This is a genomic window from Methylophilus glucosoxydans (assembly GCF_042676145.1).
Classification (GTDB): domain Bacteria; phylum Pseudomonadota; class Gammaproteobacteria; order Burkholderiales; family Methylophilaceae; genus Methylophilus; species Methylophilus glucosoxydans.
Genome location: NZ_JBHTJW010000002.1, coordinates 162,308 through 179,300 on the forward strand (window position 1 = coordinate 162,308; position 16,993 = coordinate 179,300).

Genomic DNA, 16,993 nt, shown 5'->3' on the forward strand with positions numbered 1-16,993 from the left:
TACTTGTTTAACACAAATCATCCAGATGTTTTGGCTCGCAGATGCGGCCATTTTCCTGCAGTGCATGCAGATTTTTTGCCATTTCGTAGTTCATTTTTCTGAGGCGTGTGACTGAGCCTAACGGCCGGTGCGAGGCCAGACCTTGCCAGGGAGAGAACAGCATGCCGTCATCGATTAGCCTTGAACGGTAAGGACTCCAGGCGATTTGTGGTTTGGCGGTGATGCGGGCGACCGGGATATAAGGGGAGTGCTCTTCTGGCCAGATGATGGTGGCGTCTTCGATGGGCATGGTTTGGAGATCGGTGCAGAGTTGTACGCGTAGCTCCCAAACGGCGGTGCGCTTGATAAAAAAATCGACGATGGATTTTCTGAGGCCGTCTGAGGCGAATAGGTCTATGGGTTTGTTGCTGAGGGCGATGAGGTCGTGGGCGATGGGGACAACCGCGATTTTAGCCATGTAGTCACCATACATGATCGGGTCCTGGCTGATGTAGGTTTCACCGAGCAAGTTAGTTTCTTGCGACTGGTAGAGGTGGTTAAGCTGCGATTGCTGGCCATATTTGAGCGACTCGACCAAATGTGCGGTAGAACGGAACAATTGCGCGAGGAAATGCCGGAGTTCTGTACTGGTGTTGGGCGAACACGCTAAGTGTTTGAGGTTGTTTAAAAACACCTGCACGCTGGAGGATAAAAAACTGGCGCCGTTTACAAATAAAAAATTTTGCGTGATGGCGTCTTCACTGCCTGGCAGGCGCTCGCCTTCTACACCTACCACCTTCAGCGCGAGGCTGCGGGGCGTACCGGGTTTGTCGTGCAGGATGTCACCAGGGACAGTGGAAAAGCGCATAATCAGCGGCAGGGTTTGCGGGCGTGCAAACAGGCCTTGTGCATAGGCAGGCGGCAGTTGGTCATAGATTTGCATTTCTGCTGTGAGCAGGCCGTGGCTTTTCAGGTGCACACTGCGTGCAGCATGGGTAGCGGCCTGGCTGCTGATTTCTGAGAGCTTGTGCAGAGTTTGCTGCAGGTGCTGCTGGCAGGTGCGTTCGGTGGTGGCTACCACCTCGTAATCGGGCTGGTAACTTAGGGGCGAGACTACAAATTGATCTGTTTGCTGCATCACAACCCCCTTTTGCAATTGGGTTTATCGGGTCAGTGCCAAGCACATTGATTTCTAGAGGGCGGGGTACCGCCCACTCTGGTATTACTCTTTGGTCTCACCGGCTTCTTTGCGTTGTTTATTCACAATACGTGCAGCGACTTCTTCTTCGCGGCCAGGATAGCGGTGATCCTTTTTAAATTCCTCTTTGAGTTTTTCATATTCACGTTCCCGTTTCGGGCTGGAACCTCTGGGCATGTCACACCTCCTTTTGCGTGAGTGCAAACGGCAGCCGTTATGGCTGCCGTATTGTCTTGTTATCAAACTGAAGTCGAAAATTCATTCAACCTTCATTTTCAAACGCGACAATTGCAGATTACGCGGGTAATTGGCGGTAGGGCATCCGGTTCAGGCTTAAGCGACTGTAGGAAGCGCTTTATGCCACGGGTTGCCAGTCATAAGCTTTTGAACGCATTTAGGCTAAAAAAATCCTTAAACCGGGATTCTTTACGCTTGCAAAGCCTTAAGGGTTGGCGGCAGACAAAGCATGGTAAGACGTCATCAAGTTGCGGTAATCTGGAATATGGTTGGCACAAAGGGCACCCAGGCCTTCAATATCGTGGCGCCAGTCGCGCTGCAGTTCACAGGCCACGCCAAACCAGGTCATCATGTGTACCCCGGCGGCTTGCATGCGTAGCCAGGCGGCATCGCGGGTGAGGGCGTTAAAAGTGCCTGAGGCATCGGCGACCACAAATACTTCAAAACCGGCTTCAATGGCTGAGAGTGCGACAAAAGCGACACAAACCTCGGTGACGACGCCAGCAATAATGAGCTGCTTCTTACCTGTCGCCTTGATGGCCTGTACAAAGTCCGGGTTATCCCAGGCATTAATCTGGCCGGGGCGAGCGATGTAGGGCGCATCGGGAAACAGTGTCTTGAGCTCTGGCATAAGCGGGCCGTTGGGGCCGGTTTCAAAGCTGGTGGTTAGGATGGTGGGCAGGTTAAAAAATTTGGCGGCATCGGCCAATGCAAGCACATTGTTTTTAAAGCGGTCTGGCTCGATATCGCGTACCAGTGATAATAAGCCAGCTTGGTGGTCTACCAACAATACGGCAGCGTTGTCACGGTCCAGACGGGTGTAGGGTGTATTTTTCATAATGTAATCCTCTCGAGATGTGGTTGGCTGGGTCACCGCCGACAGTACTGCTGGTTGACGGCGGTGCCTGCTGTTTTAATGTGATAAAGATGCCTGGCCCTTAAGCCGTGGCAAAACGGCCCTGGTTGTAGTCATTAATGGCCTGGTCGATTTCCTCCCAGCTATTCATGACAAAAGGACCATGCCCGATCACCGGCTCATTGAGCGGCTCACCATTGAGCAATAGCAACGTGGTGTCTTGCTGGGCCTGCAATACCAGTTCAGTCCCTTCACGCTGCATCACGGCCAGTTCACTAGGGCGGATGGTATGCACTTCACCGGTTTTCACTGCGCCATGCAATACAAAAATGGCGGTGGTGTGGCCTTCTGGCAAGGTGAAGGTGGTGCGCGTGCCTGCATTGAGGCGTACATCCCACACATTCATTGCCGTGAAGGTCTTTGCCGGGCCTGGGTTGCCGTCATATGCACCGGCAATGACACGTACCTTGCCTGCCTCTTGCGGCAGAGTGACCTCAGGAATCTGGGCATGGGTAATGCCTTGATAGCCTGGCGCGGTCATTTTGTCCTTGGCAGGCAGGTTGACCCATAACTGGATCATTTCAAACGGACCGCCTGTGCGTGCATAGTCATCGCCGTGATACTCCTCGTGAATAATGCCTGAGCCCGCGGTCATCCACTGGACTTCACCTGGGCCAATGGTGCCGCCCGCGTTGGTGGAGTCATGGTGCGAGACTTGGCCATCGTAGACGATGGTGACCGTCTCAAAGCCACGGTGCGGGTGTTGGCCGACGCCGCGTCTATGTGCTGTTGGCTCAAAGCTAGTGGGGCCTGCATAGTCCATCAGCAAAAAGGGTGAAATATCACTGGCGATATCGCGGTAAGAAAAAATGCTTTGTACCGGAAAGCCGTCACCGACCCAGTGGTTGCCGTTACTGCGTTTGATAAATGCCAGTTTTTTCATGGTTTGCTCCTTGCTTAGGGGTGTGCGTGATTGCATGGATCACACTATAGACAGATGACAATCGGGTGACTAGATGGTTAAATGTGAAATTACTTTTCATTTAATTGAATAATCATGGACTTTAACGAAGCGGCGGTGTTTGTCAGGGTGGTGCAGGCCGGCAGCTTTAGCGCGGCCGCCCGTCAACTGGGATTACCGACGTCGACAGTGAGCACGCGGGTGGCAAGACTGGAGCGGCGGCTGGGTGTGACCTTGCTGCAACGCACCACGCGCCGTTTGCACCTGACCGAGGCGGGCAGCCTGTATTTTGAACATGCTTCGACCGGGCTGGGGTATTTAATGGAGGCAGAGGCCGCACTTGATGAGGCCAGGCAACAGCCGCAAGGGACATTGAAAATGACGGCTCCGGCGGATTTGGGCGATGCGCTGTTGGGACATTTGCTAGCCGAAACGCAGGCACGGTATCCGGCATTGTCACTGGAGCTGTGGTTGACCGAGCGGTATGTCGATTTGGTCGCAGAAGGCGTGGACGTAGCGATCCGCATGGGGGAGTTACGCGACTCCAGCCTGATTGCCAAATCGCTGGGAACCATACAATGGGCATTATTTGCCAGCCCGGCTTATTTGCAGCAGGCCGCGCCTATCAACTCTCCGGCCGAGCTGGCACAGCATCCCTGTGTGCAGTTTACGCCCATGGGGCGGCATCATTGGGAGTTGCAGCGGGGCGCCAATGAGATCAGGGTGCCCTTGCCGGGTCAGGTGTTGGTCAATAATATCGGTGTTGTCAAAACCATGGTCGAGAGCGGGCAGGGGGTGGCTTTGTTGCCAACCTTTATTTGTCAGGCGGCGGTGCGGCAGGGTGGCTTGCAACGTCTGTTGCCAGAGTGGCGTGGCCAAGCTGATGCGGTGCACCTGGTGTATCCTAAGCAGCGCTTTATGCCACCCAAGCTACGCGGGTTTATTGACCTGGCAGTGACTGCCCTGAAGCCATTGTTTGTGGCCTAGCCGGACACGAATTCTAAAGACTGCCTCCCGCAATCCCTTGAGGGGCCTCACTTTATTTCTATAGGCGCTGTTGATGCTCCCGTGACCCGGGGCGACTGAAGTTACGCTTGCATCACTGACATTTCTTAGTATTTTTTTGCCATTCTTCAGCTAAAAATCGTGGCTTGGCTGCTGTCATTTTGCGTTTTTTGGCGCATGATACCAAGATAAGCAATTAAAGTATCAGCCGCTTTTAACCGTTGTTAAGACATTAACAATTATAGGCAGGGGGATGCGTGCGTTGAACAACACCACGGCAGAATCATCAGCGCTACACATTGAAATTGTGGATATGCTGTATGGCAATAACCGCAGGTCATTACTGGCTGCGTTTATTGTCATGGCTGCGTTGCTGCTCGTGCAACGGCATTTGATCGCCTCACCGATTCTGCTGATTTGGAGTGTACTTTTTCTGCTGGCCTATGGCGCACGTGCCTTTTTAACCTACCAATATGCCAAAGACCCGGTGCGTGAGGCACATACCCGGCAATGGTTGCAGTGGTTTCGCGCCACCTCTCTGTTTTGCGGCATCGCCTGGGGTCTTGCGGGGATCCTGCTGTTTCCCGAGAGCGATACCGAACATCAGGCCTTTTTAATCTTTGCGCTGGTGGGTGTCTGCGGGGCAGGCATCGTCATTTATTCGGTGGATACCACGACGAGTAATCTGTTCACGGGTGGGATTTTGTTGTTCATGATTCCACGCTTTGTGCTACATGGCACACAGTTGTCGCTGGCGCTGGCGGTGCTATTTATAGTCTATGTGATTTATGTGACGGTGGCTGGCCGCAGCCTGGCCAGCAGTTTGCGTGACAATATCATGCTGCGCATCGCCTCTAACCTGGACAATAAAAAAGTCCACCAATTGGCCTATTATGATTTTTTAACCGGGCTGCCTAACCGCCGTTTGTTAACGGATAGGCTCAACCAGTCATTTGCACGCTGTGCACGGCACAAAAGTTATGGTGCGGTCATCTGCCTGGACCTGAATAATTTTAAGGGCCTCAATGACAGCAAAGGCCATCAGGCTGGCGATGAATTGCTACAGCAGGTGGCGGCGCGCTTATCCTTGAGCTTGCGCAAACGCGATACGATTGCACGCATGGGCGGCGACGAATTTATTGCCGTGCTGGATGACCTCTCTAAAGATAAGGCTGAGGCGGTGGTCGCAGCGCATCGGGCGGCTGAAAATATGATGGCGGTATTTTCTGCGCCGTTTGAGCTGCAAGACAGTTTGTACCGCACCTCGCCCAGTATCGGTATTTGCCTGTTTATGGGGGATCACTTCGACGAAGCCGAGGTGTTGCGTCGCTCAGATATTGCCATGTATCAGGCCAAAAAATCGGACAAGCTCAACAGTATCCAGATGTATGACGAGACGCTCCATCCCGCCATTGAGCAACGTGCGTCGCTTGAGAATGAGCTGGCATTTGCCTTGCAGGCCAATCAACTGTTGTTGTATTACCAGGTGCAGGTGAATGCGGATCAGCAACCCATTGGTGCCGAAGTCTTGTTACGCTGGCAACATCCGACACTGGGCATGATTCCGCCCGACCAGTTTATCCCGATTGCAGAGGAGACGGGCGACATTGTGCCCATCGGGCATTGGGTGCTGGCCCAGGCCTGCCAGCAACTCAAGCATTGGGCAGATTCTGCACACACGGCTGGACTTAAACTATCCGTCAATGTCAGTGCCAAGCAGTTTAGTCAGCCCGACTTTGTGCGGCAGGTGACAGAGATTGTGCTGGCCAGTGGCTGTGATGCGCGCCACCTGTGCCTGGAGTTGACCGAGAGTCTGATTGTGAAAAACATTGATGAGGTGATTGGCAAGATCAAGGCGCTCAAAGCGCTGGGCATCACCTTCTCGCTGGATGATTTTGGCATAGGCCAGTCTTCATTGTCGGTATTAAGACGTTTGCCGCTGGATGAACTCAAGATCGACCGCAGCTTTATTAAAGATATTGCACATAACAACTACGATTCATTCATTGTGCAAACCATCATCAATATGGGCAAAAATCTGAGTCACTCTGTGATTGCCGAAGGCGTGGAGTTACAGCAGCAGATGACCATGTTGCAGCAAATGGGCTGCCAGCGTTTTCAGGGCTATTTATTTAGCAAACCGGTGCCACTGGCCGAGTTTGAAGCCTGCTTGCAGGCGATTCTGACGCAGCCTGAGGCTTTGGCCAGATTGCAGACTGGCCTCTATTAAACCTTGATCCACTCTTCCGCCTGACTTAACCAGCGTTGCAAATGTGCGCTCACCGCTGCAGGGTCTGTCTGCAGCAGTTTTTCGGCCACGGGCTTCGCCGCGTCAAGCAGGTGCTCGTCCCGTTCCAGGTCGGCAATTTTGAGCATGGGCACGCCGCTCTGACGCGTGCCTAGCAGCTCGCCCGGGCCGCGAATATGCAAGTCGGCTTGCGCAATGGCAAAGCCATCATTGCTCTCATAAATCACTTTCAGCCGTTGGCGGCCAATTTGTGAGCATTGCTGTTTACTATATAGCAGGATGCAGGTACTTTTTGCAGCGCCGCGGCCGACGCGTCCACGTAACTGGTGCAACTGGCTCAGGCCCATGCGTTCGGCGTGTTCAATCACCATTAAACTCGCATTCGGTACATCCACGCCGACCTCAATCACGGTGGTGGCTACCAGCAACTGAATCTCATTGTCCGCAAATGCTTGCATGACGGCCTGCTTCTCTGCCGGTTTCATGCGGCCATGCACCAGCCCGACCTTAAGCGTTGGAAACACCTTTTGCATATAGGCAAACGTGTCATTGGCGGTTTGTAATTGCAAGGCTTCAGACTCTTCAATTAGCGGACACACCCAGTAAGCTTGATGCCCTTGCGTGCATGCCTCATAGACGCGCTGCAAAATCTCTTCACGTCTGTCATCCGCCACCAGTTTGGTGACGATAGGGGTCCGGCCCGGCGGTAGTTCGTCTATCACCGACACATCGAGGTCGGCGTAGTAGCTCATGGACAAGGTGCGTGGAATCGGCGTGGCCGACATCATGAGCTGGTGCGGTTCCAGCGCCGTGGCTTGTCCGCTGGTCGCGCCTTTTTTTCTAAGGGCCAGCCGCTGGCCGACACCAAAGCGGTGCTGCTCATCCACAATCGCCAACCCCAGTTGCTTGAACTGCACTTCGTCCTGAAACAGCGCATGTGTACCTACGGCTAACATGGCTTCACCATTGGCAATCATTGACAGTGACTGCTCACGTTCCCTTTTCGGCTGGCTACCTGTCAGCCAGGCCAGTGTGATGCCCAAGGGCTGTAACCAGCTACTGAGTTTCTTGTAATGTTGTTCGGCCAGGATTTCGGTCGGCGCCATCATCGCCACTTGCCAGCCGTGTTCGATCAGTTGTAGCGCGGCCAGGCAAGCGACGATGGTTTTGCCACTGCCAACATCGCCTTGCAGCAAGCGCTGCATGGGGTAGGGTTGGCCCAGGTCCTGGCGGATTTCTTTCACCACTTTTTGCTGCGCTGCGGTGAGCTCAAACGGCAGCATGGCAAGCAGGCGGTCAGCCAGCGCATGGGTGTCTGCAATAGCGGGGGCCGTGGCGCGTTTGCGCCGGGCATAATGCTGGCGCATGGATAACTGTTGCGCCAGCAACTCGTCATAAGCCAGGCGTTGCCAGGCCGGATGGCTGCGGTCTTCCAGGCTGGGGAGCGGGCTGTCTGGCGAGGGTTGGTGCAGCAAGTGCATGCTGCTGGCAAAATCTGGCAGGGCCAGGGAGGCATATACCCAGGCGGGCAGGGTTTCGGTTAACAATGCTGGCTGCAATACTAGATTGACTGCTTTGCGCAGACTATTCTGGCTCAAACCTGCGGTGGTGGGGTAGACGGGCGTCAGTGCCTGATTGACGGGCGTTTCTTCACTGACTTTGCGTTGGGTGGGGTGCACCATTTCATAGCCAAAAAAGCCGCCACGCACTTCACCAAACACGCGCAAGCGCTGGCCTGGTTGCATGAGGGCGATCTGGCTGGGATAAAAATGTAAAAAGCGCAAATGCAGGATGCCAGTGTCATCTTGCAGGCTGACATTGAGCGCTTTGCGCGGTTTGTAGCTGACCTCCTGATGCACCACCACACCTTCAACTTGCGTTTGTTCACCCAGACGCAAATCGCGGATGGCGGTAATGCGTGTTTCATCCAGATAACGCAAGGGCAAGTGCAGCAGTAAGGCTTCGGCCGAGGTAATCCCCAGTTTACCCAACTGGCTGCGCAGGGCAGGCGACAGACCTTTGATTTCGCTCAAGGGACGCATGCGGTCAAGTCAGGCTTACTGGATGCGCTGCTCCACCTGGTTGCCTTTGACGCGGTTGATACGCACGATCTGCTGGATCTTGCGCAGGTTGCGGATCAAGGTAGCCAGATGCACGCGGTTGTGGACCTGCAAGGTAAAGTTGACGTTGGAGTACTGGCTGCCGTCGCTGGTCTCCACACTCACATTGTCAATGTTGGCTTCTGCATTGGAAATGGTGGCCGCAATCTTGGCCAGCATGCCGCGTTCATCCACCACCGTGATGCGCAAGTTGACACTGAACAGTTTTTTCGGGTCCGCATCCCATTCCACATCCAGCCATTTTTCCGGATCCAGCCGGAATTTACGGATGGCGGGGCAATCATGCGTGTGAATGACCAGGCCTTTATCTTTATTGATAAAGCCCAGAATCGGGTCGCCTGGAATCGGGCGGCAGCAGGGCGCAAACTGAACAGCCATCCCCTCGGAGCCACGGATGGTAATCGTATCGAGTACCTTGCCGGTTTTATCTTCGGTTTCGGCTGGATGGGCCAGCAGCTGGTGCGCTACCATCAGGCTGTTACGTTTGCCGAGGCCGATATCGGTCAGAATGGCCTGGCGCGTTTTGCTGCCATAGTCATTCATGACTTTTTGCCATTGTTTGTCGCTAATGTCACCCGGCTCGATATGCATGGCGCGTAACGCCACATTAAGCATACGCTCGCCCAGTTGTGCCGACTCTTCCACCTTGACCGTTTTCAGGTAATGGCGGATATGCGAGCGTGCCTTGCCGGTCACCACATAATTGAGCCAGGCCGGATTGGGCTTGGCCAGCGGGGCAGTAATGATTTCCACATGGTCGCCATTGCGCATTTCACTGCGTAGCGGTGCCAGCTCATTATTGATCTTGACCGCGACACAGCTATTGCCCACATCAGAGTGGACGGCATAGGCAAAATCCACCGCCGTCGAGCCACGTGGCAAGGCCATGATGTTGCCTTTGGGCGTAAACACATAGACCTCGTCCGGGAACAGGTCGACCTTGAAGTTCTCCAGAAATTCGTGGCTATCGTCGCTTTCGGTCTGGATTTCCACCAAGCGTTGCAGCCACTGGTGGGTTTGTTGTTGCAGCTTGGTCAGATGGGCATCGGTGGTTTTATACAGCCAGTGCGCGGCCACCCCGGCATCGGCAATGTTGTGCATCTCCTGGCTGCGGATTTGTACCTCAATCGGCGTGCCAAACGGGCCAAACAGGGTGGTGTGCAACGATTGATAACCGTTGGCCTTGGGGATGGCAATGTAGTCCTTGAAGCGGCCGGGAATAGGTTTGTAAAGCGCATGCAGCGCCCCTAACGCCAGATAGCAGGCGGCGTTGTCCTTGACGATGACGCGAAAACCGTAAATGTCGTTAATTTGCGACAATTTCATCGACTTTTCGCTCATCTTTTTGTAAATACTGAACAGATGCTTTTCGCGGCCCTGTACATCGTACTCAATGCCGTATTGCAATAGCTGGTTCTGGATGGCCTCCAGGATCTTGCTGATCACTTCTTTACGGTTACCGCGTGCCAGCCGGATCGCTTTGTCGATCACGTGGTAGCGGTTGGGGTATAAATACTTGAGGCTCAGGTCTTCCAGCTCATGGTAAATCGGGTTCAGGCCCAGCCGGTTGGCAATTGGCGCATAAATATCCAGCGTTTCACGGGCGATGCGCTTTTGCTTTTCTGGCCGCATGGCGTCCAGTGTTTGCATGTTATGCAGCCGGTCAGCCAGCTTGACCAGGATCACGCGGACATCCTGGCTCATGGCCAACAGCATTTTGCGGAAGTTTTCCGCTTGTGCCTGCATGGCAGTTTGCAACTCGACCTTATCCAGTTTGGTCAGGCCGTCTACCAGGTCAGCCACTTGTTTGCCAAAGCGCTCGGCAATGGCGGCACTGTCGACTTCGGTATCCTCGACCACATCATGCAGCAATGCGGCCAGCAGGGTAGGCAGATCCAGGTGCAGTTTGGCCAGAATACAGGTCACCGCCACCGGGTGCGAGATATACGGTTCACCGGTTTTGCGGGTTTGTCCCGCATGCGCCTGGTCGGCATAGCGATACGCTTGCCAGACCAGTTGCACTTCTTCTTCGTTGAGATACTTGCGGATCAGCTGGGTAAGGGGGGAATCCTCACGGTCAGCGGGGAGCAAGTCCGCTTCGCTCAGCGGCGGTTTGGACTTGCGATGGGCATGGTCGCCTTGGGTGTGGGGCATGGCTGCTTAAGCGTGGCCCTTTTTCTCTAAGATCTCTACACCGATTTTACCGGCAGCAATTTCACGCAAGGCAATCACGGTCGGTTTGTCTTTTTGTGAATAACCACTGACGAGTGGATCGGAACCATTGGCCAATTGTCTGGCGCGATAAGCCGCGACCAGCGTCAGTTGAAAACGGTTAGGGATGTTGTCCAAGCAATCATCGACAGTAATACGTGCCATAAAAACCTCTATCTGTGTGAACCTGAAGTGCGGCGTGCGCCGGCTTAGGTAAGGGATTGAATCAATGACGCGTGGCAGGCTACCTGGCGGTTTAACTGCAAGCGCTGGGCGCGAACAATCGCCATCAGATCCTGCAAGGCCACGTCAAAATTATCATTAATTGTAACATAATCAAACTCATGCACGTGACGCATCTCCTCACGCGCGGCGGATAGCCGTTGTGCAATCACGGCTTCGCTGTCCTGGCCGCGGCTGTTGAGGCGGTGCGCCAGCGCTTCGATGGAAGGCGGCAGAATAAAAATAGAGGTCGCGTTGGGGAATAAGGTTCTGATCTGCTGTGCGCCTTGCCAGTCGATTTCGAGGATCACATCGCGGCCGGCAGCCAGGGCGCCTTCGACTTCGCTTTGCGCGGTGCCATAGCGGGCGCTGTGCACATGTGCGCTTTCCAGAAAACCGCCGGCGTCTAGAATCTCCAGAAATGCGGGCTCTGAAACAAAATGATAGTGGATGCCGTCTTCTTCACCCGGACGCGGTGCACGCGTGGTGTGCGAAACAGACAGTTTCAGGATCGGGTCTTGCGCCAGCATGGCGCGCACCAGGCTGGTTTTACCGGCGCCAGAGGCGGCAGAGATAATAAATAAATGGCCGTGACTCATCATGCACACCATTCAGGGTCAGGCAAGGAAGAGAACACGGCTTTCAGGCCCTCGCTCCAGCCTTTACGGATGCTGGCATAACAAGGGTCATCTTCAGTCAGGCGTTGCCGTTTGCCGGCGCTTAAAGTATCAGTTCGGTATATCATCAAATCAATCGGTAAGGCCACAGAAATATTACTGCGGATGGTGGAGTCAAAAGAAATCAGCACGCATTTTACCGCATCTGCGACATTGGTTTGATGTTTGATCACGCGATCAATGATCGGCTTGCCGTATTTGGTTTCGCCGATTTGCAGGTAAGGCGTATCCGGGGTCGCTTCGATAAAATTACCGGCGGCATACACATTAAACAGGCGTGGCTTTTCGCCCTTGATTTGCCCTGCGACCAGCACGCTGGCACTAAAGTCTATGCCGTGCTCCTTGAGTGCTTTGCCGTCACGCTGATGCACGCTGCGCATGGCTGCACCCACCACGCTGGCGGCTTCAAACATCGAGTGCACATTGTGCAGGTTGGCATGGCCTTCTGCCGACTTGAGTTGTTCGCGGCACAGGTTGACCACGGATTGCGTGATCGCCAGATTGCCTGCGGTCAGCAGCACAATCATACGTTCGCCCGGCACTTCAAACACATGCATCTTGGGTGCAATCGCCACCTGGTCCACCCCGGCATTGGTGCGCGTGTCTGAGGCCAATACCAGACCTTGTTCAAGCAGGATTCCTACACAGTAAGTCATCTCAAGTCAGTCATTTATCAAGTTAACAAATATCATAGCATGCGAGTACTTGCTATTGCTGGGCGGCTTGTGCCTGCTCACGTAATTGCTGTAAGTGTGCCTGCCGTTGCGCTTCGCTCAGCGCTGTCTGGCGGTTGACGCTTACCATGCTGGCCATGCCTTCCTGGCCGCCACCCATACGTGAGCCAGTCACCGGACTGGCACTGCGGTAGTCGAGACCGACCGCCAGTTTGACATGGGTTTCATCCACCGGAATACCATTGGAGACATCCAGCCCCAGCCATGTCTCTTGTTGCCAAACTTCTACCCAGGCATGGGTTTGCATCAGGCTGCCATCCTCGGTAAACAGGTAACCACTCACATAACGAGCGGGCCAGCCCAGGCTGCGGCAGCAAGCGATAAAAGCATGCGCATGGTCCTGGCAGACGCCCTTGCCCAGTTCAAAGGCGAGGGCGGCGGGGGTGTTCACTTCGGTGGCGCCCTTGCTGTATTGCATGCGGTCGCGCAAGGCCTGCATCAGCGCTTGCGCGGGCGCATGGGCAAAGTCTTTGGCAAAGGCCATGATGGCATCATCGGGCTGGGTGAGTGGCGTGTCTCGCAAAAAAACAGTCACTGGCAAGCTTGCCGTGGCTGCGCTGGTCGCGGCGCCCGTTTCGACCTCACCGCTCACCGTGATCAATAAAGCCTGGTGCGGCTGGTCGACGACCAGTGTGTGCGCCAGGTTGCCAAACGCATCTGCAAACGGGGTCAGCTGCCCGGCTGCCTTGATCTCCCAATGTCTGACTTGCTGGCGCGGGTCGGTGCGGGGTGTCAGGCGCAGTTGCTGTATGGTGTATGGCACCATTTCGCTGTACACATATTGGGTTTGATGTTCGATGGTTAACCGCATGTCGCTTCCCAAATAAAAAAGCGCAGTGCTGTCTTAGAGCAATCTGCGCATGAGGGGTTCATGGCAATCGTGTGTCAGGCGTCAGGCCGTGGCGCTTAAAAAATTACGTTGTATTTCCTCGCCCAGTTTGCGGTTGGCCAGAATAAATTCATCCAGAAAATGGTGTACGCCATCTTTTAAAATATCCAGCATGCGGCCGTAATGCAGTCTGGCATGCATCTGGCCAGCCAGCCGCTCGGCTTCGGTGTGTCGGCTGCCGGCGACCTGGCGCAAAATCGGCATGATCTCGGCATAACAGGCATGCAGAGACCGCGGCATGTCTTCACGCAGAATCAATAATTCAGACACCTTGGTCGGTTCAATGGCATCGCGGTAGACTTTTTGGTAAGCCTGAAATGCCGAGACCGAGCGCAAGACCGCACTCCATTCGTAGTAATCTACCGCGCCGTCATTGGCTTCTTGCATGGGCATCAAGTACTCATACTTCACATCCAGCAGGCGGGCCGTATTGTCTGCGCGTTCCATAAACGTGCCCAGGCGCACAAAGCTAAAGGCCTCGTCACGCAACATGGTGCCAAAACAGACACCACGGAACAGGTGCGAACGGCTTTTTACCCATTCGCAAAATTCGCTCAAGCCGGATTGGGTCAGGTCCTGTTTGATATATTGCCCAAACTCAATCCACAGTGTGTTCATGTTTTCCCAGGTCTCGGTGGTCATGGCCACACGCACGGCACGGGCGTTTTCACGCGCACTGCGTAATGAGCTGTAAATGCTGGACGGGTTCTGGCTATCCATGACCAGATGCTTGATGACGTTGGCGGCCGACAGCTCTTTGTAATTGCTGTCATAAATGTCGCGGATCCCGGCAATTTCAAGCACGGCATCCCAGAGTTCGGCTTCGTTGCTGCTGTCTGAAGGCAACAGGGACATGTTATAAGTCACGTCCAGCACACGGGCCACGTTTTCAGTACGCTCGATATAACGTGCCATCCAATATAAATGATCTGCGGTACGGCTTAACATATGACGGCCTCTTGCGTTGCTTGTTGGGCAGCCATTTGCGACTGCACGGTTTCTGCACTGACATCGTCCCGCTCCAGCACCCAGGTATCCTTGGTGCCGCCCCCTTGCGAGGAGTTCACCACCAGTGACCCTTCTTTGAGCGCTACGCGCGACAGGCCACCCGGCACCACGCTGACCGTTTTGCCAGACAGCACAAATGGCCGTAAATCCACATGACGCGGTGCAATGCCCTGGTCGACCAGCGTCGGGCAGGTTGACAGCGCCAGCGTCGGCTGCGCGATGTAGTTAGCGGGTTTGGAGACGATGCGTAAACGGAATTCTTCAATTTCCTGTTTGCTGGCTGTGGGGCCTACCAGCATGCCGTAGCCGCCAGAGCCCTGCACTTCCTTGACGACCAGCTCGGGCAGATGATCCAGCACATAGGCCAGATCATCTTCCTTGCTGAGTTGATACGTAGGCACGTTCTGCAAGATGGGGGATTCACCCAAGTAGAACTTGATCATCTCCGGCACGTAAATATACGTCGCCTTGTCATCGGCCACGCCGGTGCCTACAGCGTTGGCCAATGTGACGCCACCATTGCGGTAAACGGAGAGCAGACCTGGCACGCCCAACAGGGAATCGGGCTTGAACACCAGAGGGTCGAGGAAGTCGTCGTCAATGCGGCGGTAGATCACGTCCACCCTTTGCGGGCCTTGCGTGGTGCGCATATAGACGGCGTTATTACGGACAAACAAATCCTGGCCTTCCACCAGTTCTATGCCCATTTGCTGGGCGAGGAAGGCATGTTCAAAGTAAGCGCTGTTGTAAGCGCCAGGTGAGAGCAATACCACGGTCGGGTCAGTGACGCCGGTCTGGGCGACCGAGCGCAGGTTGTTCAGCAGTACACTGGGGTAATGCTCCACCGGGGCAATCGGGTATTTTTTAAACAAATCCGGGAACAGCCGCATCATCATCTTGCGGTCTTCGAGCATATAAGACACGCCGGAAGGGGTACGCAGGTTGTCCTCCAGCACGTAAAACTGCGACTCGCTGGTGCGGACCAGGTCTATCCCTGCCACATGCGCATACACCTGGTTAGGCACAGTCACACCCACCATTTCCGGGCGGTATTGGGAATTGGTCAGGATGCTGTGCGGGACAATGCCGGCCTTGATGATTTCCTGATCATGATAAATATCATGCAGAAACATATTGAGGGCGCGTACGCGCTGGACGGCACCTTTGGACAAATGCGCCCATTCACTGGCCGAAATCATGCGTGGAATCACATCAAATGGAATCAGGCGCTCGGCACCATCTTCTTCACCATACACGTTAAACGTGATGCCGACGCGGCGGAACAGGACTTCTGCTTCTGCGCGTTTGGCCGCCAGTTGCTGGGTAGGCACATTCGCCAACCAGCGGTTATAGGCCTGGTAAATCGCCCTTACATTGCCCCCATAGCCCTGCATTTCATCAAAAAACTGTTTGGCCGTTTGCGTCATCGTGCTGGACCTTTGCCTTACTTGTAAAATTCATTTAAACAAGAGCAAGCCGTGTGCCAGCCTGTAAAACCCATTTAAATCATGAGTTTATGTTTTATATGAGCGGGTTTCAGAAAGAAAGCGCACCTAAATGGTGCACTCTCGAATCACGGTTTTGGTGCAAACCGTGTGTTAAATAGGGCTTATTCAATATTCTGAATCTGTTCACGCATCTGTTCGATCAACACTTTCAGTTGCATAGAGACTTGTGTCGTTTCAATCGCCACCGATTTGGAGCCTAGTGTGTTGGCTTCCCGGTTCATTTCCTGCATCAAAAAGTCCAGCTTTTTGCCCATGGTGCCGCCAGCCGTAAGGATACGGTCCATTTCAACAATGTGGGCATTGAGCCGCGCCAGCTCTTCATCGACATCAATCCGTTGGGCATAGAGCACGATTTCCTGACGTACGCGGTCATCCTCTGCCTGCATGGCTTCACGCAGTTTGGTGGTCAGTTTATCCTGATATTGGCTGATCAGGGCAGGTAACAGCGGTTTGACGATGCTGATCTGCTCACGGACGCCTTGCAGACGGTCGAGCAGCACTTGCTTGAGTTTTTCACCTTCGCGCTGGCGGGCGGCAATCAGCTCATCAATGGCCTGCGACAAGCCATTGAGCAGGCTCTGCGCCATGGCCTCGGTATCGATACTCTCCGTTTGGCAAACACCGGGCAGCTTGAGCACTTCAACCAGATTGACGGGTTGCGCCTGCGGAAAATGTTGCTGTAACGCGGCCAGGGTTTGCGCGATCTGCCCGACCATCTCAGGGTTGAGCGTCAGGTTAGCCACCGCGGCATCGCTTTTGAGATTGATGCGGCATTCAACTTTGCCACGTCCCAGGCGGGACTGCAGCAATTCACGTACTTGCGCCTCAAACTGGCGCAAGTTGTCATCGATTTTGACATTGAGCTCGAGATAACGGTGGTTGACTGCTCGCAGCTCAATCAGCAGCAGCCCGCCAGTAAAGCGGCTTTCGGTGGCCGCAAAGCCGGTCATGCTCAACATCGGTTGGCTAGCGGGGGAATTTTTTATCGTCATCATCTGGCTCCTGGCAAACTCACTGATTGTATCAAATGCGGTATCGTTATGCGAAAATGGTACAAACAAGGCGGCGCGCAGAACAAATCACAACCTCTGCTGATGCCATGCCCTTAATAAAAGCCATGATTGTGACGTTAAAGCGCTA

At 54.3% G+C, this 16,993-nt stretch carries 15 protein-coding genes; 2 read left to right on the forward strand and 13 right to left on the reverse strand.

Annotation, left to right across the window (positions count from 1 at the left end):
* Positions 1-7: 7 nt before the first annotated feature.
* The 4 genes from ACFQ1T_RS03310 to ACFQ1T_RS03325 form a co-directional block, all read right to left on the reverse strand.
* The gene (locus tag ACFQ1T_RS03310; protein ID WP_379073947.1) at positions 8-1,117 is read right to left on the reverse strand and encodes a catalase family protein; all 1,110 of its coding nucleotides are present in this window, start codon (positions 1,115-1,117) and stop codon (positions 8-10) included.
* 84 nt (positions 1,118-1,201) lie between these two features.
* The gene (locus ACFQ1T_RS03315) at positions 1,202-1,354 is read right to left on the reverse strand and encodes a hypothetical protein (RefSeq protein WP_313984608.1); all 153 of its coding nucleotides are present in this window, start codon (positions 1,352-1,354) and stop codon (positions 1,202-1,204) included.
* A gap of 265 nt (positions 1,355-1,619) precedes the next feature.
* Positions 1,620-2,252, reverse strand: coding sequence for an isochorismate family cysteine hydrolase YcaC (gene ycaC / locus ACFQ1T_RS03320; protein ID WP_338655925.1), 633 nt, complete (start codon positions 2,250-2,252; stop codon positions 1,620-1,622).
* Between the two features lie 100 nt (positions 2,253-2,352).
* On the reverse strand, positions 2,353-3,213 hold the full coding sequence (locus ACFQ1T_RS03325) for a pirin family protein (protein WP_194749640.1): 861 nt from the start codon (positions 3,211-3,213) through the stop codon (positions 2,353-2,355).
* Between the two features lie 114 nt (positions 3,214-3,327).
* Between ACFQ1T_RS03325 and ACFQ1T_RS03330 the strand changes: the two genes are divergently transcribed.
* Together ACFQ1T_RS03330 and ACFQ1T_RS03335 are read left to right on the forward strand one after the other, a co-directional pair.
* Positions 3,328-4,218, forward strand: a complete 891-nt coding sequence (locus ACFQ1T_RS03330; RefSeq protein ID WP_379073950.1) for a LysR family transcriptional regulator — start codon at positions 3,328-3,330, stop codon at positions 4,216-4,218.
* A 271-nt stretch (positions 4,219-4,489) separates the two neighbouring features.
* Positions 4,490-6,466, forward strand: coding sequence for a putative bifunctional diguanylate cyclase/phosphodiesterase (locus ACFQ1T_RS03335; protein ID WP_379073952.1), 1,977 nt, complete (start codon positions 4,490-4,492; stop codon positions 6,464-6,466).
* On the opposite strand, the gene recG is transcribed toward ACFQ1T_RS03335, so the two are convergent.
* From recG to ACFQ1T_RS03380, 9 genes are all read right to left on the reverse strand, one after another.
* Complete coding sequence (recG, locus tag ACFQ1T_RS03340) at positions 6,463-8,526, reverse strand: ATP-dependent DNA helicase RecG (RefSeq protein ID WP_379073954.1); 2,064 nt, start codon at positions 8,524-8,526, stop codon at positions 6,463-6,465. The genes ACFQ1T_RS03335 and recG overlap by 4 nt on opposite strands.
* A gap of 15 nt (positions 8,527-8,541) precedes the next feature.
* Complete coding sequence (locus ACFQ1T_RS03345) at positions 8,542-10,758, reverse strand: RelA/SpoT family protein (protein WP_194749636.1); 2,217 nt, start codon at positions 10,756-10,758, stop codon at positions 8,542-8,544.
* Positions 10,759-10,764: 6 nt separating this feature from the next.
* Complete coding sequence (gene rpoZ / locus ACFQ1T_RS03350; RefSeq protein WP_194749635.1) at positions 10,765-10,980, reverse strand: DNA-directed RNA polymerase subunit omega; 216 nt, start codon at positions 10,978-10,980, stop codon at positions 10,765-10,767.
* Between the two features lie 44 nt (positions 10,981-11,024).
* Positions 11,025-11,636: a guanylate kinase gene (gmk, locus tag ACFQ1T_RS03355; protein WP_379076847.1), complete on the reverse strand. Its 612-nt coding sequence runs from the start codon at positions 11,634-11,636 to the stop codon at positions 11,025-11,027.
* Positions 11,636-12,370: a peptidase gene (locus ACFQ1T_RS03360; protein WP_379073957.1), complete on the reverse strand. Its 735-nt coding sequence runs from the start codon at positions 12,368-12,370 to the stop codon at positions 11,636-11,638. Before ACFQ1T_RS03360 ends, gmk begins: the two co-directional genes overlap by 1 nt.
* Before the next feature lie 52 nt (positions 12,371-12,422).
* Positions 12,423-13,259 (reverse strand): transglutaminase family protein, encoded by an 837-nt coding sequence (locus ACFQ1T_RS03365; RefSeq protein ID WP_379073959.1) that lies wholly within the window; start codon positions 13,257-13,259, stop codon positions 12,423-12,425.
* Positions 13,260-13,340: 81 nt separating this feature from the next.
* Complete coding sequence (locus tag ACFQ1T_RS03370) at positions 13,341-14,285, reverse strand: alpha-E domain-containing protein (RefSeq protein ID WP_379073961.1); 945 nt, start codon at positions 14,283-14,285, stop codon at positions 13,341-13,343.
* A complete protein-coding gene (locus ACFQ1T_RS03375; protein ID WP_194749631.1) occupies positions 14,279-15,772 on the reverse strand; it encodes a circularly permuted type 2 ATP-grasp protein in 1,494 nt (497 codons plus the stop codon). Before ACFQ1T_RS03375 ends, ACFQ1T_RS03370 begins: the two co-directional genes overlap by 7 nt.
* 182 nt (positions 15,773-15,954) lie before the next feature.
* Complete coding sequence (locus ACFQ1T_RS03380) at positions 15,955-16,848, reverse strand: YicC/YloC family endoribonuclease (RefSeq protein WP_228518950.1); 894 nt, start codon at positions 16,846-16,848, stop codon at positions 15,955-15,957.
* Positions 16,849-16,993: the final 145 nt, after the last annotated feature.

Excerpts from the sequence above, each read along its gene's own strand:
- ACFQ1T_RS03310 (WP_379073947.1), bottom strand. The coding sequence starts at position 1,117 with ATGCAGCAAACAGATCAATTTGTAGTCTCGCCCCTAAGTTACCAGCCC.
- ACFQ1T_RS03315 (WP_313984608.1), bottom strand. The coding sequence starts at position 1,354 with ATGCCCAGAGGTTCCAGCCCGAAACGGGAACGTGAATATGAAAAACTC.
- ycaC (WP_338655925.1), bottom strand. The coding sequence starts at position 2,252 with ATGAAAAATACACCCTACACCCGTCTGGACCGTGACAACGCTGCCGTA.
- ACFQ1T_RS03325 (WP_194749640.1), bottom strand. The coding sequence starts at position 3,213 with ATGAAAAAACTGGCATTTATCAAACGCAGTAACGGCAACCACTGGGTC.
- ACFQ1T_RS03330 (WP_379073950.1), top strand. The coding sequence starts at position 3,328 with ATGGACTTTAACGAAGCGGCGGTGTTTGTCAGGGTGGTGCAGGCCGGC.
- ACFQ1T_RS03335 (WP_379073952.1), top strand. The coding sequence starts at position 4,490 with ATGCGTGCGTTGAACAACACCACGGCAGAATCATCAGCGCTACACATT.
- recG (WP_379073954.1), bottom strand. The coding sequence starts at position 8,526 with ATGCGTCCCTTGAGCGAAATCAAAGGTCTGTCGCCTGCCCTGCGCAGC.
- ACFQ1T_RS03345 (WP_194749636.1), bottom strand. The coding sequence starts at position 10,758 with ATGCCCCACACCCAAGGCGACCATGCCCATCGCAAGTCCAAACCGCCG.
- rpoZ (WP_194749635.1), bottom strand. The coding sequence starts at position 10,980 with ATGGCACGTATTACTGTCGATGATTGCTTGGACAACATCCCTAACCGT.
- gmk (WP_379076847.1), bottom strand. The coding sequence starts at position 11,636 with ATGAGTCACGGCCATTTATTTATTATCTCTGCCGCCTCTGGCGCCGGT.
- ACFQ1T_RS03360 (WP_379073957.1), bottom strand. The coding sequence starts at position 12,370 with ATGACTTACTGTGTAGGAATCCTGCTTGAACAAGGTCTGGTATTGGCC.
- ACFQ1T_RS03365 (WP_379073959.1), bottom strand. The coding sequence starts at position 13,259 with ATGCGGTTAACCATCGAACATCAAACCCAATATGTGTACAGCGAAATG.
- ACFQ1T_RS03370 (WP_379073961.1), bottom strand. The coding sequence starts at position 14,285 with ATGTTAAGCCGTACCGCAGATCATTTATATTGGATGGCACGTTATATC.
- ACFQ1T_RS03375 (WP_194749631.1), bottom strand. The coding sequence starts at position 15,772 with ATGACGCAAACGGCCAAACAGTTTTTTGATGAAATGCAGGGCTATGGG.
- ACFQ1T_RS03380 (WP_228518950.1), bottom strand. The coding sequence starts at position 16,848 with ATGATGACGATAAAAAATTCCCCCGCTAGCCAACCGATGTTGAGCATG.